We start from the raw sequence: 24,476 nt of genomic DNA on the forward strand, positions 1-24,476 counted from the left end.
TAAATGATCACGAAACCCAAGGGAACAAACGATATTTTACCCGGCGACAGTTATCGCTGGCATCATCTGGAAGAAAAGATAAGGGAGATAACCCGTTGTTTCGGTTACAGGGAAATCCGCACTCCGATTTTTGAATCCACAGAGCTTTTTGTCAGGGGTGTGGGTGACGGGACTGACATTGTGGAAAAGGAAATGTATACTTTTGACGACCGCGGCAATCGTTCCATGACTTTGAGACCAGAGGGTACGGCTTCGGCGGTCCGCAGCTACATCGAGCATGGCCTGGACAAGCAGGAGGAACGCTGCAAGCTCTATTACGTAGGTCCTATGTTCAGATACGAACGGCCCCAGGCCGGCAGATTCCGGCAGCATTATCAGTTTGGGCTTGAGATTTTCGGTGAATCTTCTCCCTGGGCGGATGTGGAGATTTTCTCACTGATCAACAACCTTTACAAATCCCTGGGCCTTCAGAATCTTTCCATTAACATCAATTCAGTGGGTTGCCGTGAATGCAGAGTGCATTACATGGAAAGCTTGAAGAAGTTCCTGGAGATCAATCTGAAATCTCTCTGTGAAGACTGCAACCGGAGGTATCATAAGAATCCGCTCAGGACACTGGATTGCAAGAACGAAGGCTGCCACGAGCTGCTGCTTGAAGCTCCCCAGTCCCTGTCATACATCTGTGATGACTGCAAGGCTCATTTTGAAGGTGTCAGGCATGGCCTGGACATTCTGGGCATCAAGTACGAGATCGCGCCTTCCCTTGTAAGAGGGCTGGATTATTATACCAAGACAGTGTTCGAATTCGTGTCCAGCTCCCTCGGCGCACAGAACGCAGTCGGGGGTGGGGGACGCTACGACAACCTGATCAAGGAACTGGGCGGTCCGGACATTCCGGCAGTCGGCTTCGCGGCCGGAATAGAGCGCATCCTGCTCACCATGGACGCCGACGAAGTGGTGATTCCAGACAGCGACCTGATCGAACTGAGGGTGATCGCCCTGGACGAGAAATCCCTGGAAGTCAGCTTTCGCCTGACCCAGGATCTTAGAAAAATGGGTTTAAAGGTGGATATGGATTTCAGAGGAAAAAGCCTGAAGGCTCAGCTGCGCAGTTCGGATAAGCGCAGAGAGTTGTTCGCCCTGATCATCGGGGAGAATGAGCTGCGCGAGCGCAAGGCCAAGCTTAAGGACCTCAATCACAAGAAAGAATTCGATGTGCAGCTGGACGATCTGGCCCTGATCTGCAAACTGATCAGAGGCTGATAATAATGATTAAACGGACTCAATATTGCGGAGAAGTGACTGAAAAGCTTATTGGTAAAATCGTGACTGTCAACGGCTGGGTGCATAAACGGCGTGACCTCGGCAGCCTGATTTTTATCCTTGTACGCGACAGATCCGGACTGGTTCAGGTTGTGTTCGACCCCTCGGACAATGAAACCCTGTGCGGAAGCGCAGCTGAACTCAGTCCGGAATTCGTAGTTTCCATTTCCGGCATGGTGGCAGCCAGGACCCCGGAAAATGTGAACCCTTCAATGCATACGGGTAAGGTCGAAATCAGAGCCTCAGGGCTTGAAATTCTTAACAGGAGCGAAACTCCGCCCTTCGTAATCGACGAACGGGAGACAGCCAGTGAAAATGTGCGGCTCAAATACCGTTACCTGGACTTGCGGCGACCCAATCTAACCAGGAACATGATTTTTCGTTCCAGTTTCGGGCATTGCCTGAGGGATTTCCTGATCAACGAGGGTTTCCTGGAAGTGGAAACTCCGATCATGATCAAAAGCACACCTGAAGGAGCCAGGGATTATCTTGTTCCCAGCCGCGTACAGCCCGGGAAATTTTATGCCCTGCCGCAGTCTCCGCAGCTCATGAAACAGCTGCTGATGGTTGCCGGCATGGAGCGTTACTTCCAGTTTTCCCGCTGCTTCCGCGATGAGGACCTGCGGGCCGACAGGCAGCCGGAATTCACCCAGATCGACCTGGAAATGAGCTTTGTGGACGAAGAGGATGTTTATGAACTGTGCGAAAAGCTGATTGTGCATGGACTGGAAAAGGCCTGTGGCCGGAAGGTGGAGCGGCCTTTCCTGCGCCTCTCATACGAAGAAGCCATCGAGCGTTTCGGTTCGGATAAGCCTGACCTGCGCTATGGGCTCGAAATCCTGGATCTGGCGGCTGAAGTGGCAGGATCTGAATTCCAGGTGTTCCAGAAGGTGCTGGAAAAGAAGGGGAAGATCGGAGCCCTGGCCTTGAATCCGGTAAATCAGTATTCGCGGAAAAACATCACTGAATTCGAGGAAATTTTAAAGAAAGAATACAAAATCGGCGGCCTGGCCTTTGTTAAAGTCGATTCAGGAAAACTGGACGGCGGCATTGCCAAATTCCTCTCAGCTGAGATCCAGGCGAAAATGATTAAAAAAAGCGGTCTCCAGACGGGTCTGATCTTCATAGTGGCTGATGAAAACCACGAGCGCGCCTGCTGCAGCCTCGGCCATCTGCGCAAAATCCTTGCAGACCGCGAGAACCTGATTACAGACAAGTCAGCGCTGAAATTTCTCTGGGTCAACCGTTTCCCGCTTTTTGAGCTGGATGACACAGGGAATTACACGCCCAAGCATCATATTTTCTCGCATCCGCGCGAAGAGGACATGCAGTTTATTGAATCCGAGCCATTGAAAGTGCACGGAAAGCTTTATGACATGGTGTTGAACGGGACTGAGCTCGGCTCAGGTTCGATCAGGATCAATCATCGTGAGTTACAGAAACGGATGCTGAATGTAATCCGCATGTCTGATGCAGACGCTGAAATCCGCTTTGGATTCCTGCTGGAAGCTTTCAAATACGGGGCTCCGCCCCACGGAGGGTTCGCCTTCGGCTTCGACCGGCTGGTGATGATTCTCTTAGGTGAGACGAGCATCCGCGATGTGGTAGCCTTCCCTAAGACAGCCTCAGCCTCCTGCCTGATGACAGGCGCACCGGATTCAGTTGACCCGAAGCAGCTGGATGAACTGAAGATCAGTATAAAAACCTGAGCTTTCTAGCCTGAAATAACCTGCCTTATTGCTCAAATAATGGCATTCAATGTTTCGCACTATCTCCCGTCAACCAGCGTCTAAATTTCATAGGAGCTTCAGCATAGTGGGGAAAGCTGGTATCCATCCTCTCCTAGAATCCGGCATAAAGCAGATGCCTGTTCGCAATTTTTAAATTTAAACATTGGGTGTCGCAAGTTATTAATACGAATATCAACTTGCATAATGGTTGGTTCGAATACAATATAAGTATATCCACTTCATGCAAGAGGTTATAGTTACAATTGGGGTGACAGGCAAAGTCAAAGTTGATTAATAGATTCAATACTATGGGTGAATAATAGTTGACAAGTAATTAAGTATAAGTTATAATGAAATTGATGAGGTTAAGAAGGTGCTGTTTAAATTCGCGTCAAATAAGCTTGAAGAGCTTTATTATTCCGGCAAAGGTGCAAAAGACTATCCTTGCGAAATCGTCAGAGCCTTTGTAAAAAAAGTAAATGCCATCAAGGACGCCAGCAATGAAAATGACCTCCGCAAGATCAGAAGCTTGAATTTTGAAAGCATGAAGGGCGAGAAAGGTAAGTATTCAATCAGGTTGAATAAAAGTTGGAGGCTGATCGTTTCAATGACCAAAAATACGCTGGGAAAAATCGTGATTATTCTTGAAATCGTAAATCATTACGGAGATTAAATGAACAATGCCAGACCGTTTATTATTATTCCACCCGGAGAAATCCTGAAGGACGAACTTGACGAGCGCGGATGGACACAGGACGAATTTGCCGACATCATCGGCAGGCCGATCCAAGTCGTCAATGAAATCATCAAGGGGAAAAAAGCGATCACACCGGAAACTGCGGTATTATTCAGTGCGGCACTCGGCACTTCCGCGGATTTTTGGCTCAATCTTGAAAATTCCTTCCGTCTGGATTTGATTTTCCACGAGAAACAGGATCGTTCCGACATCTCGCTTAAAGCCAGAATTTTCGAGCTTGCTCCTGTAAAGGAAATGGTGAAGCGAAAATGGATCACGGGTTTCACTTCAACTGATGAACTGCACACAAAAATTTTGCGCTTTTACGATATCCCCGATTTAGATCAGTTGAAACCACTCTCTGCTCGTCTGCGCAAGGCTAAAACGAAGTATTCGTCCGATCCCTCAATCCGCGCCTGGCAGAGAAAAGCCGAGATCGAGGCTGAAAAACTCAAAGTAAAAAAATATTCTAAAGCCTTGCTCTCCAAACTTGCCGATAAACTTGCTTTGATCAGCGGATCAACAAACGATGCCGATACAGCCGCAGTACCGGCACTGCTCGCTGAGACCGGCGTCAGGTTCGTGCTTCTTCCCCATCTTTCCAAGACAAGCGTAGACGGCGCCGCTTTCTGGATCGAAGGCAAATTTCCAGTAATTGCCATGACTTTGAGACTGGATCGCAAAGATAATTTCTGGTTTACCCTGCTGCATGAAATAGCCCACTTACTCAACAAAGATACCAGAGTTGACATTGATCTTTATCATCAGGAGCTTGATGCCGTAGAAATTAAAGCCAACGAATTTGCTGCGAATCATTTGATTCCAGAAGAAAAGTATCAAGAGTTTCTTGATGAAACCGAACCCTTGTTCACCAGAAACAGAGTGAAGTCTTTTGCAGAAAAAATTGGCGTCCATCCATCGATCGTTGTTGGCCGCTTGCAGTATGATGAGAAAATCCCCTGGTCTAACCTGCGAAACCTTATGGAAAGCATTAGACCGGTTTTTGCGAAATATATAACTCAATGATTGAGAAGATGAGGTTTACATACCATTATCCGATGACGTATGTAATGACAAAGAACTTTATCCACAAATTCACTATCACCTATTGGATCTCCGCTGGACTGATGCTCAAGGAGACAAACTGAACTTGCGACAATCTTGGGACACAACTTACGACAATTCTCTCACAAGCTGTGAGAGAATTAGATCTTGGTGAAGCAGAATTGGGTGCAGCAAAATTACCCAGGAAAATGTGGACTGTACTACTTAAAAAGAGCGAGAAAACCAATGTCCGATAAAGACCTGTTGAACGAATACAATCTCGCTGATTCCCAAAATCATCGAACTGGCTAAAGTACGGTTTTATAAGAAATGAAACAAAAAATCGAATTTATCGGGAATTTTCCAGTTATATGCGCTGAACTTAGAACGACATTTTCGCTTTTCCGCAGCAGCCGCAGGTTCAGCATCGGCATTACGATAAATCCGGAAAAAGGACTGTCTGTAACAGCGCCTTTCTGTACTTCTCACGAAATGATTTTGAATGTTCTGAAAAAGAAATCAACCTGGATAATTAAAAAAATTGAGGACCTTGCCTGCCATAAAGTTGCAAACAGAGAAACTCTTCAACCAGGTTGCCGTCTTAAATACCTTGGGCGTGAATATGTTTATTCAATAGAGAAAATTCCTGAAAACAAGCTGTCAAGATGCAAACTTAGCGGTAAGTACCTGACCGTTTATTTACCCAGGAACTTGAAACCCGAACTAACAGGTGAAACCGCCAGGGATTTATTGCAAAAGTGGTATCTGAACAAAGCGGAAAACTGCCTGCAGGAAAGATGCGCGTTTTTTTCATCCGTGCTGAAACAGTATCCGTCGCGAATAATAATAAAGGAACAAAAAAGACGATGGGGCAGCTGCAATGCAAAAGGTGAAATCAGATTCAACTGGAGAATCATCATGGGCTCTCCTGAACTGGTTGATTATATTGTGGTGCATGAACTCTGTCATTTGAAATACAGAAATCACGGGAAGCGATTCTGGCAGGAAGTGGGAAAATTTCTACCGGATTACTTAAGCAGACGCAAAAATTTAAGCACACAAGGACTTGGATTCCAGCTTTCGCTGGAATGACGATGTCCCGGGAGTTTCCGCTAACTACTTTTTCAGTACTGTTAAATTCTGCTCCAATTGAGCCAGTTTCTTCCCGAGTTCCTCCCGCTTTTCCCTCTGTTCGGTCACCACTTCAGGCTTAGCTTTGGCGAGGAAGCCATCGCTATTGAGTTTTTTATCCACACGCCCAAGTTCAGTCAGCAGCAGTTCCCGCTCGCGGGTGAGACGGGTGACCTCTTTGTTTGTGTCGATCAGGCCTTCCAACGGAAAGTAAAGAACTGCACCTGCCACCACCTGCGTGCCGCAGGCGCCCTGCCGGTCAATCTGGAGACCGGTTTCCAGGGTTGAGCATTTTGTCAGTGAGATGATGTAATCCCTGCTGTCAGTGATCAGGGTCAGGATGCGCTCGTTTTCAGGTTTCACCATGATCCTGATCAGCTGCTGAGGCGGGATCTGGTATTCGCTGCGGAAATTCCTGCTGGCGCGCACGATTTCTTTTACTACAGCCATCCGCTGTTCAGCCTCTAAGTCGAGATATTTCTGATCTACCTGAGGATATTCTGAAATGATCAGCGGTTTTGCTATCCCCATGTTTTCCCTGATCTCCTCTGTGATGAACGGAGTATATGGATGCAGCAGGGTGATGATTCTTGCAAGCACACGATAGAGCACATTCTGTGTGACCAGTTTTCTTTGCTTGTCGCTGGAGGCGAGCGAAACCTTGGAAATCTCAATGTACCAGTCGCAGAAGTCATCCCAGAGGAATTCATAGAGAGACTGAGAGGAGTGAGAAAAGCGGAAAGAATTGAAATCAGCTTCTGCTGTAGCCACTGTGTTTTCCAGTCTGGAAAGAATCCAGCGGTCTGGCAGCAGCAGTTCCTCTTTTTTCAGTTCGATTTCCCGGTAACCCTCCAGGTTCATCAGAATGTATCGATGGGCGTTCCAGAGCTTGTTCATGAAATTGCGGAAACCTTCGATCTTTTTCAGCGATACATTCACGTCCCGTCCCTGGATGGCGAGCGAGGCCATTGTGAAGCGCAGGGCGTCTGTTCCGTAATCCTCGATCAGTTTCACAGGATCGATCGCGTTGCCCGAAGATTTGCTCATTTTTTTCCCGTGCTCGTCGCGCAGCAGGGCATGGATGTAAACATCCCGGAACGGCACGTCTTTCATGAATTTCGTGCCCATCATGATCATGCGGGCCACCCAGAAGAAAATGATGTCAAAGCCTGTGGAAAGGGTGGAAGTGGGATAAAAGTAGTTTAAATCCGCGGTGTTATCAGGCCAGCCGAATGTAGAGAAAGGCCAGAGCGACGAGGAAAACCAGGTATCCAGCACATCAGGGTCCTGATGAATTTCAGCTGTCCCGCATTTCGGGCATTTTTTGTCATCCACCCGGCTCGCCCAGGTGTGTTTGCATTCATCACAATAGAATACAGGGATCCTGTGGCCCCACCAGATCTGGCGGGAAATGCACCAGTCGCGGATGCCGTTGAGCCAGTTTTCATATGTCTTAGCCCATGTTTCAGGATGGAATTTTACCAGTCCGTCATTCACCACTGCCAGTGCTTCCACGGACAACGGCTTCATCTTCACGAACCACTGTTCGCTGTATCTGGGCTCGATCGCGGTATGGCAGCGATAACAGTGGCCGACTGAGTGTAAATGGGGTACAGTCTGGATCAGGAAGCCCTGTTCGGTCAGATCTTCGACAATCCGCTTTCGACACTCGTATCTGTCCAGTCCGGCGTATTTTCCTGCTTTGTGATTCATCCTGGCTTTTTCATCCATTACTGAGACGAACTCCAGCTTGTGCTCCTGTCCGATTTCATAGTCATTGATGTCGTGGGCAGGCGTCACCTTGAGCGCGCCGGTTCCGAAAGCCAGGTCCACCCGCTTGTCCGCAATGATTGGAAGTTCCCGTCCCACAAGCGGCAGAATCAGTTTCCTGCCGATCAGGTCTTTGTAGCGCTCGTCGTCAGGATTCACTGCCACTCCAGTATCTCCGAGCATCGTCTCAGGCCTGGTGGTGGCGATCACTATGAATTTATCCGGCTGGTCCTTGAAAAAGTACTTTACATGATAAAATGCGCCGTTTATTTCCTCATGTTCCACTTCATCGTCTGCGATGGCTGTCGTGCAGCGCGGGCACCAGTTCACGAGATAATAGCCGCGGTAGATCAGACCCTCTTCATAGAGTCTGCAGAAAGCTTCGCGCACGGCACGAGACAGTCCTTCGTCCATGGTGAAGCGCTCTCGATCCCAGTCGCAGGAGCAGCCCAGCTTTTTGAGCTGATTGATGATGGTCCCGCCATGTTCTTTCTTCCATTCCCAGACCCGCTTGATGAAAGCGTCGCGGCCGAGGTCCTCGCGCTTTTTTCCTTCTTTGGCCAGAGCCTTTTCCACCACATTTTGCGTGGCGATCCCTGCGTGGTCTGTGCCTGGCAGCCAGCAGGCCTCAAAACCCTGCATTCTGCGGGTTCTGATGATCAGATCCTGCAGAGTGTTGTTGAAAGCGTGTCCCATGTGGAGAATGCCTGTGACATTCGGCGGAGGGATCACGATGGTGAAGGGTTTTTTATCCGCACTGGCTCTGGATTTGAAATAGCCGCCTTCCATCCAGAAGGCGTACCATTTTTTCTCCAGTTCCTCGGGCTGGTATTTAGAAGGTATTTCAGTAGTTTTCATTTGATCCTCCGCAGTCATATTCCTTTTTAGTTTACTCGACTTTGGCAATTTTTCCAGTTTAGAAGATAAAACATTTAGATTTAGTGACTTGAGTTTGGCAAATTTTTATGGTGTGCAGCCAGATATTTGTTAAAAACCTTGATTTGTGGCGGGTCCTGTCCTGGCATAACTTTTTCTCTCCTTCGCAAGGCTCAGATCGAGAAATAAGTTACGCCTGGCCACCCCACAAGGGTTTCAGCGGCATGATATGGAAAATTTGCCAAAGTCGAGTTAGTGATTTGAATTGATTGATTTTGCATTAAATTCAGAATTGTGTTAATCAAATAAAAGGGATAAGAATTAAGCAGATGGAAGTAATAAATGTCGCGTGACCGATTGGATTCAAATGATGAAGATGTTCAGTATGAGATTCATATCCGTAGGAAACCGAAATTAATCGATAAAATAATATTTCGCTTACTGAAAATACTGCCTGCCAAAGATGTCAAACCTGGTAATCCACTAAAGCTATTGAAAGAGGTAAAGAGTTTCAAGGCTCTTGTAATTCTGATTTTAATTATTATTTTCACCATAAAAATTACCAGGGATTTTATTGATACATTTCCATTAAAATGCAGCTGGACGCAAGCGACAGCGAGAGCACCATTTCCCCAGAGAAGAGTTCATTCCAGTATAGTCTTTAACAACAAAATGTGGGTGATCGGAGGTTACGGAGAGGGTGCTGTAAATTTAAATGATGTATGGTCTTCTGCTGATGGGATCACCTGGATTCAGTTCACTGCAAATGCAGCTTTTTCTGCCAGACATGCTCATACCAGCCTGGTTTTTAACAATAAGATGTGGGTGATCGGTGGGTGGGACGGAACAAAATGTAATAACGACGTCTGGTCTTCCTCCGATGGTGTAACCTGGATCCAGATTACACCTAATGCGGCTTTTCCTCCAAGATACTTGCATTCCAGTGTGGTTTTTGGCAATAAAATGTGGGTGATCGGCGGGACCCCATGGTTTGGTGGTTCCACTTCATACAATGACGTCTGGTATTCTACTGACGGCGCTAACTGGACTCAAGCCACACCCAGTGCGGCTTTTTCCAAACGCTATAGTCATTCCAGCCTGGTTTTTAACAACAAGATGTGGTTGATTGGCGGATATGACAGCACTAATTATTATAATGATGTCTGGTATTCCAGTAACGGGATCACTTGGACCCAGGTCCAGGAAAATGCGGCTTTTTCCAGACGAAGTGATCATTCAAACCTGGTTTATGACAACAAGATCTGGATAATCGGCGGCGGACTTAACTATACAGGATTTACTAATGATGTTTGGTATTCCCGCGATGGTGCAACCTGGACCCAGGTCACGCCCAGTGCCGCTTTCAGTCCCAGAGATCAGCATAGCAGTATAGTTTTAAACAACAGAATATGGGTAATCGGGGGGTGGAATAATGCCACTACCTGTTTCAGCGATGTCTGGACATGCAGGCCATCGCGATTCTGAGATGCAAATATTACCTGTCTGAAAATTTTACTTTAAACACAGACTCATGTTAATTAAATATAGCGGACTGGATTCAGGCAGAGAGGGATAAATAATGCCTCGTGATGAATGGGATTCTACTTACAGCGATATTCAACATGAGATTCATACCCGTAAGAAACCGAATTTAATCGACAGATTAATTTTTTTCCTGATGAAAAGGTATCCATCTGGAGATATCAGACCTGGCTGTTCGGCCAGGGTATTTCAGGCACTGATTTTTTTCCTGGTTGTGATTGCATTGTTTTCTGTGATCATCTTTACCTCAAGTAAACTGCTGGATTCAGTTGCCCCGGTTTCGCTAAGATGGAAACAGGCGACTTCAGAGGCGGCTTTTTCCGCCCGCCGCGGTCAGGCCAGCCTTGTCTTTAACGACCAGATCTGGGTGATGGCCGGTTGGGACGGGACCAGCACAAAAAACGATGTCTGGTCTTCGACTGATGGAATTTCCTGGTCCCTGGCTACTGCAAGTGCTGCCTGGAGCAAAAGAAATACTCCTGTCTGCCTGGTTTTTGACAGTAAAATGTGGCTGCTGGGCGGTTATACTAATGATTCGAATAAGTATAACAACGATGTCTGGAATTCAGCTGATGGAATCAACTGGATTCAGGTGACCCCTTCAGCGCCCTGGAGCGGGAGATCTAACCATTCAGGTCTTATCTTTGACAACAAAATGTGGATAATGGGAGGGTATAACTTTTATAAATTCTCGAATGATGTCTGGTGTTCTACAGATGGCCTGAACTGGACAGAGGTTGCCTCATCTGCTCCCTGGCCTGCAAGAACAGGCACCCAATGTCTGGTTTTTGACAATAAAATGTGGGTAATTGGCGGCAGCGGCAGCAATTCTAACTACAGTGATGCATGGTATTCCACTGATGGCAAGGACTGGACTGCAGTTACTACTGAAGCTCCCTGGGGAAGCCGGACCGCACACTCATGCCTGATTTATGGAAAAAGCTTATTGTTGATAGGTGGATATCAGAGCGTTACAACTGCAGATCTTACATATAAGAATGATGTCTGGTCCACCAGTGATGGCATCACCTGGACCAAGATAGCTGCTGTCGCTGTATTCCCAGGGCGTTTTTATCATTCCAGCCTGGTTTATAAAAGCAAGCTGTGGGTAATCGGAGGAGGAGACGGCACAGGAGTGAAAAACGATGTCTGGTCATGCAGGCCGTCCAGATTCTGACTCGAAATAGTTCCTGACATGGAATGCAATTCTGATATACTGTTGTAAATGAAATCATTGTTTCTGACACTCTTTTTTTCTCTGCTCACTGCAGTACTTTTCGCAGAGACCGGGGAAGTCAAAACGACTCCAGCTACTGCGGAAACCCCAGCCGATTCCGCGGAAAGCAAAACCCCTGTTACAGGAGAGGTTCTGGTTAAAACACGCACCTGCCTGGAAAACATCCGGCTGCTTGAGCGGATAGTGCATGAAGGGTATCTGCAGGGGCTGTCTCAGAAGCGCACTCTTTTTGACATCTGTTCAGCTGTCCGTCCTGATTTCAAGGCTCCGGAATGCCCGGCAGGCGGTTATTATTACCTGAGGAAACTCCGTTATACCGAATACTGGCTGGTGGAGTGCTCGCAGCACCAGCCACCGAAGGATCTGGCAGGTCCTAATGACTGCTTCCTGGAAGCATTTCAGCTGTTAAACAAAAGCTTCATGTTAGGCGCATCCACTTACAAACTCAAGAAACCTGAGCATTATCTTTTTCACCATGATCTCTGGCAGGCTAAAAAAGCCGCTGATCTCGGGATTAATTTGTCCGGGGGAGTCACAGATATCTATCTGGACCGGGCACACCCTGAATTCAAGAGAGAATTCAGGGAAGTCTTCCTGCCTGAACTGAAGAATCTCTCGCGCATTCTGAGAGTCTTTGAGAGCCAGTACATTACAGACATTGAGAAGATGGATTTCTACAATGAAATCAGGCGGGGTCTGGGCGGATTCTATCGATGGTATGCTGAGGACAGCGCAGAGATTTTCTGTTCAATTGTGTCTGATTGAAGATCTTTAATCAGATTTCTGGGTGATGACCTTGATCAGTTCCTTGACATATCCTTTGATTTCCTTGATGATGTCCGGATTTAATTCGAATTCCATGTATTTCTGCCAGGTGGAGATGGCCTTGAAGTTCAAGCCGATTTTTTCATAGATGATGGCCAGGTTGTAATAGGCTTCCTTGAGGAACGGGTCCAGGCTGAGTGCCTTGAGATAATAAACGACTGCCTGCGAATATTCCGCCTTCAGGTCATAGGCCAGGGCCAGATTGTAGTTCACCTCAGGAGCGTTCGGATACTTTACGGCAACTGTTTCGAAATCCCGCACCGCTTCGCCCAGGTTATCCTTCTGATAATTTGCGAATCCATCCTTGAAGCAACTGTTGAGGCCGATTTCCTTCAAGTTTTTCCCGTTCTGCTGATAGTACTTGTAATAGAAGTTGACTTTTTTGACATAGTTCCTTGTTTCTTCATAAGGAGGAATCCCGTTGTACTGAATCACCCGGGACGGTCCTGCATTGTATGCAGCCAGAGCCAGGTTCACATTCTTGAAGCGGACAAGCAGCTCGCTGAAATAACTGGTGCCTCCCTGCACATTCTGCTCAGGATCATAGGGGTCCTTGACTCCACATTTTTCGCAGATCACAGGCATCAGTTGCATCAGTCCCATCGCGCCCTTTTTGGAGACCGCCTTTGGGTCGAAATTGGACTCTGCTTTGATGATCGCCAGCACAAGCGCGGGTGGTAGTTCGTACTTTTCGGAATAGAGGGCCACGCTGTCCTGGTACTTCTCGCCGGTCTCCATCAGAGTGTAATAACCTTTGCTGCTCAGCAGCCTGCGCGGCTGCTTGCTGGTGGTTACCAGGATCTGATAGTCTTCGCTCTGCGGTTTGTCGGTGATATAGACATTGCCGTGGCTGTCCCGATAGCTATAGATGGCTGCGTGGCAGAACCCGCTAAAATATAGAAGGAACACTAAGAAAATCGCTTTCATCGGGAAAAATATCGGCTGATTCGTGAAAAGTATTAGAAGAATCTCAAGTTTTAGCTATATTGAGGGCATAGTTGCCCAGCAGTTCGATCTGTGAACGCAGCCTGTTCATGTCCTCGTTGTGATTTTTATTTTCATGCCTGATCTGATCCAACTCGCGGACGAGCTGTTCCTTATCTCTGAGCTGCAGTTCGACATCTTCGATTTTCTGAGTCAGTTCACGGGATAAGGCATTTTTCCGCTCGATTTCACCGGAAAGCTTGGCAATCTTAGCATTCAGATCGAAAATTTCACCGTCTTTGTCGTTGAGGGTTTTGATCAGTCGCTGTTTTTCCTGATCCTGTTTTTCGAATTTCTCGTCAGACTGGCGGAATCGTTCCTCATATTCGTTGAACTTACGTTCCTGGGTGGAACATTTAAGGGTTTCTTCGGCAGATTCGCGCCTGGCTTTCTCCAGTTCGCTCTTCAGATTGTCCATTGAGAGCTTCTGTTTTTCAATTTTCAGCAGCAGGTCATCCTTAATGCGGGACAGCAGTTCATCTTCGAATCCGCTCCTTTGCCCGCCTTTTTCCAGGATCGCCACTTTTTCTTCGAGTTCGAGCCTGCGTCGTTCGAGGTCGTCATTTTTGGATTCCAGACTGGCGTTGATGGATTCGAGGCTCTTGATTTTTTCCGGTATTTCATTGTTGTCAATTGGTGCTGCCACTTCCAGGGCCGAAACTTTCTTGACCAGACGGGTATTTTCTTCCTTGAGTCTGGCGATGTTCAGATTCTGCTGCTCCAGTTCCTGGGAAGCTTTGTGCGATGTCTCTGAAAGTTCCAGGTTGACCTTTTTGAGGTCCTGCAGTTCTGACCGTAAGAGTTCGTCTGACTCTTTCAGGTCCATTGCTGAGATTTTAGCTTGAAGTTCCTGGTTTTCGCTGCTCAGAGCCTGGATTTTTTCTTCAAGTTCCTGCTTGACCTGCTCAGCTGGATCGCTTGCATTCCTCTCGCTTGAAGCTTCTTCCAGTTCCTTGATCTTGTCCTGGAGGGTGGAGATCAGTTCTTCCTGTTCATGGATTCTGGCAGAGAGTTTTTCCCTGGCTGCATCTGCGGCTGAGTCGCCGGACTGGCCTTTGAGATTGTTGATCTGCATCTGCAGTAGTCTGATCAGATTGTCTTTCTGGACGATCTGCTGGTTGAGCTTTTTATAGAATTCAGTGTTGATGTCGATGGTTTCGCGCTCAGGCATGGTTCCCTCCAGAGTTTGCGGCAGGCCGATCTTTATGAGATGGCAATTTATTATAATATTGTCAAGTCCAGGTGTCAAACAAAACCAGTCTCAATATAGCGGAAAAGCGCACTGGTCATTGGTTACATCAGCATCCCCGTTTGTCAGGCAACACTCATAATTGCCGTCAAGCTGCTTCAAAAAGAGCCGCTGGCCCCCGTCTTTTGTGCTGGAATAAACGAGCCTTTTCCCGTCAGGGGAGAAGGATGGACTGGAGTTGACTTCACCTGTGGTGAACACTTCATCGGTTCTCGTCAACACCGAGTATTTGTAAATAGTATTACCGGACTGATAACAGAGGTACTGTCCGTCCGGGGAAAAAGCCGGCTCAGAAACAGGGGAGTTTGAAGTCGATTTTCTGGTCGGGTGATTGTTGGCAATTTCCTTGAGATTGGTGACATTGACCAGATACAGCTCCATTGCCCCGTTTTGGTCCGAACAGAAGGCCAGCACAGTACCGTTCGGCGAGAAACATGGATAATTGGTATTAGGGGCATTCAGAGCTGTGACACGGGTTGGATACTGACCATCCAGACTCATGATCCAGATTTCCGAAGTTCCCCCACCCTGGTTGCAGGAATATGCAATCTTGGAGCCGTCAGGTGAAAAGCAGGGATATTCGCAGTTTCCTGATCCCATAGTGGTGAGCTGTTTGAACCCTTTTCCGTCGCTTCCTATCAAATAAATCTGTTTACTGCCGGACATGCTGCTGTCGAAAACCACCTGTATTCCTTCAGGCGACAGTTTCGGATGATTGGCAGAGTAGCTCTGATCTGTGACTACCCGCAAATCCCTGCCGTCCAGCAGCACTGTATAAACCATCGAATTCCCGCCGGAATGCCTTACGAAAACTATCCTTTTCTGGTAATACATCTCGTACAAGTCATCGCCAGCCCAGACTCCTGCTTTGTCTTTGAAAGGTATCTGAAGTTTTCCGTCCGGGCCTGTGGATACTATTTTATAAAGAAATTCGTCCTGGATGTAACTGTTTCCCCAGGGGTCGATCGGAATCGAAACCAGCTGGTTTCCGATCAGGTTATTAAGGGAGGGCCAGCAGCTGTTCTTGAGATAAAAAGTTCCCGCAGCCTCGGCCAGAGATTTCAGGTCATCCTTGCATTTTGCACGCTTGGCGTCCTGGATATTGCCTGAAATGTATTTATACGCCAGGGGCACCAGCATCGTCAGGATCATCATCACTGCAACGACTTCCAGGAAAGTGAAGCCTTTTTCAGGCAGATTTTGAATTAAACTGTTTTTCCGGGAATTCTGCAGCCAACATTTAAAATTCAACATTTCACCTCACCTATTTCAACCTGTATGCCTTCAGAACTTCCGGTATCGCAGCCAGTCTGGCGAGAATGCCTTCAAGCTGCGCCACTTCCGAGAGTTCGATCTGGACATTGATGATCCCGCCGCCGTTTTTATTGCTGCGTGCGTTGAGATTGCTGATGTTGAGACTCATCTGGGTCGACAGTACCTGGGTGATGTCCAGGATCATGTTGGGCCTGTCATCCACCTCCAGCCTGATCGAAACGAAGAAGGTCCCTTTTTTGATCTGTGCCTGGTCCCAGTGCAGGGCGATCAGCCGTTCCCGCTCATTCATGCTTTTGATGTTCGGGCAGTTGCTGCGGTGGACAGAAATACCTCTGCCGCGGGTGATGTAGCCCACTATCCTGTCGCCTGGAAGAGGGTTGCAGCAGCGTGAGAAGTTCAGGAGAGGATTGTCGATTCCTTCGACTATAATGCCTTGGGTGGATTTGGATTTTTTCTCTTGTCCTGTGCCGATCTTTTTCAGACGTTTCTGCGTGTCGAGGTAAAGGTTCCATTCCGGATAAACTTTGTTGAACAAATGCTGGAAACTGAGCTTGTCTCCACCCAGGGCCACCATGATCTCCTCAGGATTGCGGAAATCGGAGTCGGAAAACATTTTTTTGATCCGCTCTGTCTTTAAGAATGCCCCTGGGGACAGTTCGGCAGGGTTGAACGGTGGATTTTCGGCTTTTTCCACGATCTTCTGCATTCGTTTCAAACCCTTCTGCAGTGTGATCTTACCCCTGTCGAGGTAGACGTCGTGCTCCTGCTTGCGGAGATACTGCCGGATCTTATTCTTGGCGCGGTGGCTTTTGACGATTTCCAGCCAGCTCGTATTGGGATGGGACTGATTGGAAGTGATTACTTCCACAACATCACCATTTTTAAGCTGATAGTCGAGAGGAACTATCTTGCCGTTGACTTTGGCACCTGAGCATCGAATCCCTACATCAGTATGCACGGTGAAAGCGAAATCCAGAGGAGTTCCTGAGGCCGGCAGAGCCACTACATCGCCGGTCGGTGTAAATACAAAGACTTCGTCCTGGAACAGGTCGTTCTTGAGGTTGTGCATGAAGTCTGTGGCGTCCTGGATTTCGGAATGCCAGTCGATGAGCTGCCTCAGCCAGGAGATTTTCTGATTGACTTTCAGGTTGTCTGACTGGTTTTTCACTTCCTTGTAATCCCAGTGCGCGGCGATACCTGCCTCAGCCACCCTGTCCATTTCTTCGGTGCGGATCTGGATCTCCAGCGGAAGGCCTTCGTTTGTGTTGGCAACCTTCTGCATCACAGTGGTGTGCAGCGATTGATAGAGGTTCTGCTTGGGGATGGCAATGTAATCCTTGAATCTTCCGGGCATCGGTGTCCAGAGGTCATGCACTATGCCCAGGGCAGTATAGCAGTCCCTGACAGTGGGAAGGATAATCCTGACAGCCAGCAGATCGTAGATTTCATCGATGGTTTTATTGTTCTGCAGCATCTTCCTCCAGATGCTGTACAAGTGCTTCGTGCGGCCGTAAATTGTGGCCTGGATATGATTTTCCTTGAATCTTTCAGTGAGGAGTTCTATGGTCTGTTCAACATAATTATCGCGTTCATTGGCACGTTCCGCCATCTGCCGATGAATTTTTTCATATTCAGCGGGTTCGATGGCGTTGAAACAGTAATCTTCGAGCAGCGATTTTATCTGGTGCATGCCGAGGCGGTGGGAGAGAGGCGAATAGATGTCCAGGGTTTCCCTGGCGATCCGCTTCTGCTTTTCCGGAGGCAGCGCGGATAGCGTCAGCACATTATTAAGCCTGTCTGCGAGCTTGATGATGATCACCCTGATGTCTTCGGACATGGCGAGCAGCATTTTGCGGATGTTTTCCGCCTGATGCTCGACTTTGGTTTTAAAGGCCAGTTTGCTGATTTTAGTGACCCCGTCGACAAGGCGTGCCATCACTGGCGAGAAGTTGTCCCTGATGTAATCAACGGTAATTTCAGTGTCTTCTACAACATCGTGCAGTAGTGCTGCTGAAATGCAGGTCGAATCCATTCTCAGTTCACCGACGATCATGGCTACATTGAAAGGGTGATAGAAATAGGGAGAGCCGTCCGCGCGTTTCTGCGGTGCGTGCACACGCTCAGCCAGAAAAAATGCCTTCTCGATCAGCTCCCAGTTGGCATCCGGATTGTAGGTGGCCACTTTCCGTTTGAGTTGAGCGAGGTCCGGTGTGTCATTGATATGGAGAAGATTGTCCATCATGCTGAAATTATTTTACAGCCAGATCATCGATTTTTCCAGTTATTTCTGTAATTTTCCTGGCAAAGCCGGGGGGTAGGGGAGCTTTGAATGTTTTTTTTTCTCCCTGGATAGGGATCACGATTTTCCGGCAATGCAGGAAAAGTTCGCCTGAACGGAAATATCTGGCGTCTCCGGTAAGAGGAGCTCCAAAATTCGCCATCTGTACCCTGATCTGATGGGTGCGGCCGGTGAAAAGCCTGATCATGATCAGCGTCTGCTCCCCTTTTACGGACAGGCGGCGGAGGCGCAGCAGGGCGAGCTTGCCTGTTGCGCTGATTTCCATTTTGGGGCCGTCTGCCCTTTCTGCAAGCCTGTCGCGGAGTTCCAGAGTCCGACCACTGGGTATAAGCTGCCTGGAATCTGTTGCCAGCGCCAGGTAGAATTTTTCTGCCTGACCCCAGTTTTCTTTCAAAGCCTTGAGAGTGCGGAAGTTTTTAGCGATCACCAGCACTCCTGAGGTGGGGAGGTCCAGCCGATGCACCGGAACCGGACGGAAAAGCCCGGCTCCGGCCAGTTGTTCGATCAGTCCGATGTGACCAGTGCCTTTGTGCACCGCAATGCCGGACGGTTTATTCAGCACCAGCAAGTCCTGATCCTCAAAGATCAGGATTTTTTTATAATCCATTGCTGCCGGCATTTCACTTTCTTCCGCTTCAAAGGGCGGGATCCTTACCGAATCGCCTGTGGAAAGCCTTACATCAACTTGAGCCCGCCTGCCGTTGATCCTGACCTGACCTGTTCTCGCCCAGCGGAAGAAGAGCGTTCGGGAAGCGCCGCGGCAGGCACGGGAGAGAAACTGCCAGAGCTTCATACCTGATTCGGTTTCGCCGACTGAGAGGGTGCGGACTTGTTTCATAAGTCAATTATATATATGCTTGATGGCGAAGAAAAGTTTCGAGGTTTAGTGCCTCATGAAAAAAATAAAAAAAATCGCTTCAGCACTCTGGGAACATTACAAAAAATGTGACCTCTGCCCCCGGATCTGTGGAGTCAACAGGCTGGCCGGTGAGCTCGGTTTCTGCGAGGCAGGGACTGATCTGAAAATAGCCAGCATGAATCTTCACTTTGGAGAAGAACCCCCGATTTCCGGCACTGGCGGGTCAGGTACTGTCTTTTTCACCAACTGCACCCTGCGCTGTGTTTTCTGCCAGAATTATCCGATCTCGCAGCTGGCTTCAGGAAAGGTTTACTCCAGTCAGGAAGCAGCGGAAAAAATGCTTGGACTTCAGAAAAAAGGAGCACATAATCTTAATCTGGTCACTCCCACTCATATGCTGCCGTCAATCTTACAGGCGCTGGCCCTGGCAGTTTCCGAAGGATTTACCCTGCCGATTGTTTACAATACATCGGGTTGGGAAAGGAAGGAAATCATCCTGATGCTCGAAGGAATTGTGACGATTTTTCTGCCTGACATGAAATATTCTGACGATGCGCTGGCTGCACGGTTTTCCGGTTGCGGAGATTATGTCGGACCTAATCGCAGTGCGATCCTTGAAATGCAGAGGCAGCAGCCCCGACTCTGCCTGGACGACAGCTGTGTAGCGGAAAGTGGACTTCTGATCAGACATCTGGTGCTCCCTGGTCAGGTCGGGAACACCATTGCGATTCTGGACTGGATCTGCAAGCATCTGGGTAGAAACACCAATGTTTCTTTGATGAGTCAGTACTTTCCTGCTTACAATGCGAAGAGCATTCCCGGACTGGAACAGTCTCTTTCAGCGGGAGAATATGAGCGGGCTGTTGAGCATGCCGAGAAACTTGGAATGGAGAACATTTTCATTCAAGCGATTTGAGATAAACCAGTTCTAGAACCCATTTCATAAGTCTGCGTCACCGCGTTGCCTTGCACATGCAAGCATTTCGAGGCCATCCGGTCGTAGGTGATGCGGCGCATCATCAAGACCGGATAACGAAGAAATGCGCAGCTTGTGCTGGCAACCCTCCGGGTTCGGGCTGCAAAATTCAAAAGCGTCGTTGCGGTTCGTCGGAAATGCACTACATTGCCTTCCTCACCGCGCCTAGCTTTTGAACTTCGGAGCTTCGAACGCGGCTGACGCAGACTTATGAAATGGGTTCTAATGTTTTTTATTGGACTTTTATCAAGAAGCTCTTTACAATATTAAATGCCGGATCTGCAATTCCGGTCTATTTGCTTTAAAAGGAAACCAGCATGAGTGAAACCAGGCTGCGGATCAATAATCTAGTTCTAAATGAAAAAGGGGAGCTTTCCCTGGTAAAGATTGCCGTCTGTCTGGCTACCATCGAAGACCAGGCCGACGAGGAGATCGTGGAGTATTTCAAGTCTCTGGGATTCCGCTGCGTGATTACGAGAGCTGGAGGACGCGGGGACAATTTCAAATTCAAACTGTTCCGCAACATACTGGCTGCAGCAGAAAACTCCGAAGTGATCAGCCGCAACCCTGAGAATGAATATACCGTTTACAGGAGCGTGGAAAACATTGTCAAACAATTCCGTGACGAGATGGAAACCATCTGCGGAGGAGGAGCCAAGATCGGGATTGTCAGCCAGGGTACACACCTCGCAATCGGTGTCTATGGGTCAGTCGGCATACCCGGCTTGAATGTGGACCGGGAAATTCTTGGAACAGATATTCAATATTACTCACTTAAATTATAATTTCTGGGGGAACCATGGCGAGAGTCGAACTGCAGAAAATTTTCAAGAAATACGATAAGGCCCTGGATTTTACGATCAAGGGTGTGGATCTGGAGATCAAGGACCAGGAATTCATGATCTTCCTCGGTCCGTCAGGCTGCGGAAAGACCACCACCCTCCGGATGATCGCCGGACTTGAAGATATCAGCTCCGGCCAGGTCCTGATCGAGAACAAAGTGGTGAACGACCTGCCCCCAAAGGATCGTGACATTGCCATGGTCTTTCAAAATTACGCCTTATATCCGCATATGAGCATTTATGAGAACATGGCTTTTGGCCTTAAACTGCGTAAAGTCCAGAAGCTCGAGATAGATCAGAAAGTCAAGGAAGCCGCCAGGATCCTCGGCATCGAGGACCTGCTCCAGAGAAAGCCCAAACAGCTCTCAGGAGGGCAGCGTCAGCGCGTGGCTCTCGGAAGGGCTATTGTCAGGCATCCAAAGGTTTTTCTGATGGACGAACCCCTTTCCAACCTGGACGCTAAACTGCGTGTCCAGATGAGAAGCGAGCTTTCCAAACTTCACAAGCGTCTCAAGACGACTTTCATTTATGTCACTCACGATCAGGTCGAAGCCATGACAATGGGCGACAGAATAGCTATTTTCAATGAAGGAATAGTACAACAGGTGGGAACTCCTTATGAAGTTTATCACAAACCCGTGAACAGATTTGTGGCAGGATTCATCGGAACTCCGCCGATGAATTTTATTCCGGTGACATTGTCGGAATCCTCAGACATGATCATTCATCCTGAGTTCGAGATTCCGCTCAAAGACCCGGCTAAACTGAAAAACTATGGCGGCAGAAAGGTCGTTCTGGGAATCAGGCCGGAAGACTTCGAACTTGTGGAAAAAGGCGAGGGCCGGAATGTGATCAAAACCAGGATCGAACTGGTGGAACCGCTCGGAGCTGAAGATATAGCTTTTCTCGGGTTGTCCGGCGGGACCATTACCATCAGGCTCTCACCGGAAATCAGGGCTGCAGAAGGATCTGAAATCCGTGTCAGACCGCTCTCCCACAAGCTCCATCTTTTTGATCACGACACAGGGAATGCAATCCGCTGATGGTCTTCAATAAAGTCAGATGGATGATTCCAGTTATCGTATTTTTGCTTATCCTGTCTGCGCTTACTTATTTCGCTGTCGGCTATAGGCAGAACACCCTCTCGTTCATTCCGGACAACTACCTGTTTCTCTGCGGCGGCGGCAACCTGTCAATTGCCCTCGAGAACTTCACGGCTTCGGATTTTCTAAACTTTCTTCCCGCAGACTACCAGTCTCTGCTGCTTGCGGCCAAACCTTACTCATCACTGTTTCCTTCCGAATTTGCCTGCTGCCGCCTGAAGAATGGCCTGCTGATGGCTGTGGATGCGGGAAATAAAGTGAAACTGCTGGAATTTTATTTCAGTAGAGCCAGTCAGTCCGGAAAAATCAGTGATTATCTGATCTGCTCGTTTAATTATAAAAAGTACCGGCTTTTCGAGTTGACAGACTCCGGGCAGAGGACACTGGTTTTTACTTTCGTGGAAAGCGCGATCCTGGCGGGAAACAACCGTGATTCCGTGTTATCGGCACTGGATGCGTATGATGGAATTCTCAAACCGGTTTCCAGGAGCTTGTCCACACCGTTCTTCACCAGGCTGTTGAAAAAGGATCCTTTCTTTTTTCTGTTCAACCAGGCAGTTATTCCTAAAACCTCCAGCGGAAACATCAGTTATCAGTCTCTTTTCGCCTTTTTCGATCCATTACAACTAAAGTTCAGCTTTTTTCCACGGTCCACCTCCAGATCGCCCTATCAATTTACCAGGGACGCGATTGAACAGATGGTGGCTGACGGCAGGCTTGAATCTGAAGGAGACCCCGGCAGCAGAAAGCTGATTCTGAATCTTGCTTCTCTGTTCAACTTCTCCTCCCAGAGTCTGCCGGACTTCCTGAAACTGACATTTTTCTGTGTGGACGATGGGAGCAGGATTTTTGGCTCCAACAGCCTGCTGTCATTCGAAACACTGCGCCAAACGCCTCCCACAGAGCCATTTCATCTTGTGATCGAACCGACATTTTTAGGGCTGCTGCCGCTTCTCTCAAATTTCATCACGATTCCCGAGTATCTGAAGCCTGTGCTTGAATATCTGAAAAAGATTTCAGAGTTCAAGCTTGCGCTTTCCGGAAGCAGTCAGCCGGAATTCCTTGAACTGAAGCTAACAATCTTAAAAAAATAGAGGTGCATCATGCGTGTTTTTGTTTTTCTGTTGATCGTTCTCTGCTCCAGCCCGTTGATTGGCGAGGACTTTCAAAGCGCCGGGCTTATCCCTTCCAGCGCTTTCGCTTCCCTGATCTATCAGGGAGAATTCATCAGGAGCGTTTCAGGGCATCTTAAATCAGTGCTGACGTTCCGGACAGAGGAGGTTCTGGCCCGGGAACTTTTCAGTTTCAATTCAATTGAGATAAACAATATCAGGGAAGCGGCATTTTTTGCCTGCCCGTCCGCTGACGGAACCACAGAAAATCCATTGGGACTTTTGACGTTCAAGGATTCTAAGCTCGCTCTGGAAAGTCTTAAAAAACACAGTGCACTTGGCTTTGAGCAATCAGGGGAGATTTTTTCGCTCACAATCAAACCCGATCCCAAATCCAGCCAGAGGGAGGATTCGAATCCCCTGATTGAGGAAAAATTGACATTTTATGGACTTTTTTCCGGTGATTACTGTCTGCTGTCTCCAAAATCGATAAATCTTCTGACAGAATACAGAGAGCAGTTTGAAAAGCTTAGAAAAGACAACTCCGCTTCTCTTTCCAAACGCAGGGAGTTTCTGGAAGCAAGGAAGAATACTGCCTATTCAGGAGTGTCTGCCCTGTTCACAATCCCGGAAAAGCTCATGTCCAGACCAATGCATGATTATCCCTTCAACCTGAACTCTTTTTCGGCTGACTTTCAGTCACCGCTCGTCAAGGCTGACTTCTATTTCACGCTCAATCCTGCCAATACAGATAAGCCAAGCTTCGTCGCGATTCAGAATCTGCTCTCAGCCCTGGAAAACCGTGGCATACCCCATGAAAAACTGCTGGGGGCAGACCTGCTGGGTTTCCTGACTCTTAATCTGAACCCCGCGAAATTCAAGATCCCCCGGAATCTTTCCGACACTCTGCAGAAGGATGCCGGAATTTCATGGGAACAGGAAATTGTCCCTTTTTTAGGCAACTCTATGCTTATCGGAGTCTATCCGCCCCTGGAAAAGTTTCCGCAGGTGGCTGCCATCTTCGATCTCTCGGATGAATCACGCTATTCCAAAATCAGGGACAAGGCAGCAAAATATTTCAATGCCAGGGCGTTTGTCGTGACCGAGGAAGAATACAAGAAATGTAAATTCACCACGATTTCATTTCCATTGTTCCCGAACGCCAAAGCTTATCTTCTGGTGTCTGCAAAGAAACTGCTGGTTTCGAACAATCCGGATCTGATTTTCAACATGGTACATGGTGACAACCGGAATTCCATCGCAGACGATAGAATTTACCGGGCCTTCCCGAGATCCTCTGACAAGAAAGCGGAACTCCTGGTGAATGTGATCGAAGCCCGGAAGTATGCAGCGTTGTGGAATCATAAGCTGGAAAAACTCGGGAACAAGAATTTCATCAGCCTGCTGGACCTTCAGCTTACAAATACTGATCTCCCGATTCTCAAGGGCATGCTCAGCGCAGCGCTGGAAAACGATTTTCGACAGATTTCAACTGAAGAAGTCAGGGCAGCTGAGAAAAGCTTAAAAGGTAAGTGATGTATGGAGCTTCGCTCGGCTGAAGTA

Annotated in this window: 19 protein-coding genes; 13 read left to right on the forward strand and 6 right to left on the reverse strand. The window is 48.0% G+C overall.

Annotated features, from left to right (window positions below; genetic code table 11):
- The first annotated feature begins 3 nt into the window (after window positions 1-3).
- The 5 genes from hisS (at window position 4) to PHW04_01915 (ending at window position 5,925) form a co-directional block, all read left to right on the forward strand.
- Entirely contained in the window at window positions 4-1,263 is a 1,260-nt protein-coding gene (gene hisS, locus PHW04_01895) for a histidine--tRNA ligase (GenBank protein ID MDD2714625.1), read from the forward strand.
- Window positions 1,264-1,268: 5 nt separating this feature from the next.
- On the forward strand, window positions 1,269-3,032 hold the full coding sequence (gene aspS, locus PHW04_01900) for an aspartate--tRNA ligase (GenBank protein MDD2714626.1): 1,764 nt from the start codon (window positions 1,269-1,271) through the stop codon (window positions 3,030-3,032).
- 394 nt (window positions 3,033-3,426) lie between these two features.
- Window positions 3,427-3,726 carry a type II toxin-antitoxin system RelE/ParE family toxin gene (locus PHW04_01905; GenBank protein ID MDD2714627.1) on the forward strand — a complete coding sequence of 100 codons (300 nt, stop codon included), beginning with the start codon at window positions 3,427-3,429 and terminating at the stop codon, window positions 3,724-3,726.
- Window positions 3,727-4,815 (forward strand): HigA family addiction module antitoxin, encoded by a 1,089-nt coding sequence (locus PHW04_01910; protein MDD2714628.1) that lies wholly within the window; start codon window positions 3,727-3,729, stop codon window positions 4,813-4,815.
- 348 nt (window positions 4,816-5,163) lie between these two features.
- Window positions 5,164-5,925: a SprT family zinc-dependent metalloprotease gene (locus PHW04_01915; protein ID MDD2714629.1), complete on the forward strand. Its 762-nt coding sequence runs from the start codon at window positions 5,164-5,166 to the stop codon at window positions 5,923-5,925.
- Window positions 5,926-5,949: 24 nt separating this feature from the next.
- Here PHW04_01915 and PHW04_01920 read toward each other — a convergent pair whose 3' ends face one another.
- On the reverse strand, window positions 5,950-8,592 hold the full coding sequence (locus PHW04_01920) for a valine--tRNA ligase (GenBank protein ID MDD2714630.1): 2,643 nt from the start codon (window positions 8,590-8,592) through the stop codon (window positions 5,950-5,952).
- 690 nt (window positions 8,593-9,282) lie between these two features.
- On the opposite strand from PHW04_01920, the gene PHW04_01925 reads away from it, so the two are divergent.
- From PHW04_01925 to PHW04_01935, 3 genes are all read left to right on the forward strand, one after another.
- Complete coding sequence (locus PHW04_01925) at window positions 9,283-10,095, forward strand: kelch repeat-containing protein (GenBank protein ID MDD2714631.1); 813 nt, start codon at window positions 9,283-9,285, stop codon at window positions 10,093-10,095.
- A gap of 193 nt (window positions 10,096-10,288) precedes the next feature.
- On the forward strand, window positions 10,289-11,329 hold the full coding sequence (locus tag PHW04_01930; GenBank protein ID MDD2714632.1) for a hypothetical protein: 1,041 nt from the start codon (window positions 10,289-10,291) through the stop codon (window positions 11,327-11,329).
- Window positions 11,330-11,377: 48 nt separating this feature from the next.
- The gene (locus tag PHW04_01935) at window positions 11,378-12,154 is read left to right on the forward strand and encodes a hypothetical protein (GenBank protein ID MDD2714633.1); all 777 of its coding nucleotides are present in this window, start codon (window positions 11,378-11,380) and stop codon (window positions 12,152-12,154) included.
- A gap of 6 nt (window positions 12,155-12,160) precedes the next feature.
- On the opposite strand, the gene PHW04_01940 is transcribed toward PHW04_01935, so the two are convergent.
- From PHW04_01940 to PHW04_01960, 5 genes are all read right to left on the reverse strand, one after another.
- The gene (locus PHW04_01940; protein MDD2714634.1) at window positions 12,161-13,141 is read right to left on the reverse strand and encodes a transglycosylase SLT domain-containing protein; all 981 of its coding nucleotides are present in this window, start codon (window positions 13,139-13,141) and stop codon (window positions 12,161-12,163) included.
- A 43-nt stretch (window positions 13,142-13,184) separates the two neighbouring features.
- The gene (locus PHW04_01945; protein ID MDD2714635.1) at window positions 13,185-14,369 is read right to left on the reverse strand and encodes a hypothetical protein; all 1,185 of its coding nucleotides are present in this window, start codon (window positions 14,367-14,369) and stop codon (window positions 13,185-13,187) included.
- A gap of 90 nt (window positions 14,370-14,459) precedes the next feature.
- Complete coding sequence (locus tag PHW04_01950; protein ID MDD2714636.1) at window positions 14,460-15,701, reverse strand: prepilin-type N-terminal cleavage/methylation domain-containing protein; 1,242 nt, start codon at window positions 15,699-15,701, stop codon at window positions 14,460-14,462.
- 10 nt (window positions 15,702-15,711) lie between these two features.
- The gene (locus tag PHW04_01955) at window positions 15,712-17,964 is read right to left on the reverse strand and encodes a bifunctional (p)ppGpp synthetase/guanosine-3',5'-bis(diphosphate) 3'-pyrophosphohydrolase (protein ID MDD2714637.1); all 2,253 of its coding nucleotides are present in this window, start codon (window positions 17,962-17,964) and stop codon (window positions 15,712-15,714) included.
- A gap of 7 nt (window positions 17,965-17,971) precedes the next feature.
- On the reverse strand, window positions 17,972-18,859 hold the full coding sequence (locus PHW04_01960; protein MDD2714638.1) for an RluA family pseudouridine synthase: 888 nt from the start codon (window positions 18,857-18,859) through the stop codon (window positions 17,972-17,974).
- Window positions 18,860-18,914: 55 nt separating this feature from the next.
- Here PHW04_01960 and PHW04_01965 point away from each other — a divergent pair, with 55 nt between their 5' ends.
- The 5 genes from PHW04_01965 (at window position 18,915) to PHW04_01985 (ending at window position 24,449) form a co-directional block, all read left to right on the forward strand.
- Window positions 18,915-19,796 carry a radical SAM protein gene (locus tag PHW04_01965; protein ID MDD2714639.1) on the forward strand — a complete coding sequence of 294 codons (882 nt, stop codon included), beginning with the start codon at window positions 18,915-18,917 and terminating at the stop codon, window positions 19,794-19,796.
- A 377-nt stretch (window positions 19,797-20,173) separates the two neighbouring features.
- Window positions 20,174-20,641 (forward strand): HutP family protein, encoded by a 468-nt coding sequence (locus tag PHW04_01970; protein MDD2714640.1) that lies wholly within the window; start codon window positions 20,174-20,176, stop codon window positions 20,639-20,641.
- Between the two features lie 14 nt (window positions 20,642-20,655).
- Complete coding sequence (ugpC, locus tag PHW04_01975) at window positions 20,656-21,741, forward strand: sn-glycerol-3-phosphate ABC transporter ATP-binding protein UgpC (protein ID MDD2714641.1); 1,086 nt, start codon at window positions 20,656-20,658, stop codon at window positions 21,739-21,741.
- Window positions 21,741-22,895: a hypothetical protein gene (locus tag PHW04_01980; protein MDD2714642.1), complete on the forward strand. Its 1,155-nt coding sequence runs from the start codon at window positions 21,741-21,743 to the stop codon at window positions 22,893-22,895. The genes ugpC and PHW04_01980 overlap by 1 nt, the downstream gene beginning before the upstream one ends.
- A gap of 9 nt (window positions 22,896-22,904) precedes the next feature.
- Complete coding sequence (locus tag PHW04_01985) at window positions 22,905-24,449, forward strand: hypothetical protein (protein MDD2714643.1); 1,545 nt, start codon at window positions 22,905-22,907, stop codon at window positions 24,447-24,449.
- The last annotated feature ends 27 nt before the right edge of the window (window positions 24,450-24,476 follow it).

The organism is Candidatus Wallbacteria bacterium, assembly GCA_028687545.1.
Classification (GTDB): domain Bacteria; phylum Muiribacteriota; class JAQTZZ01; order JAQTZZ01; family JAQTZZ01; genus JAQTZZ01.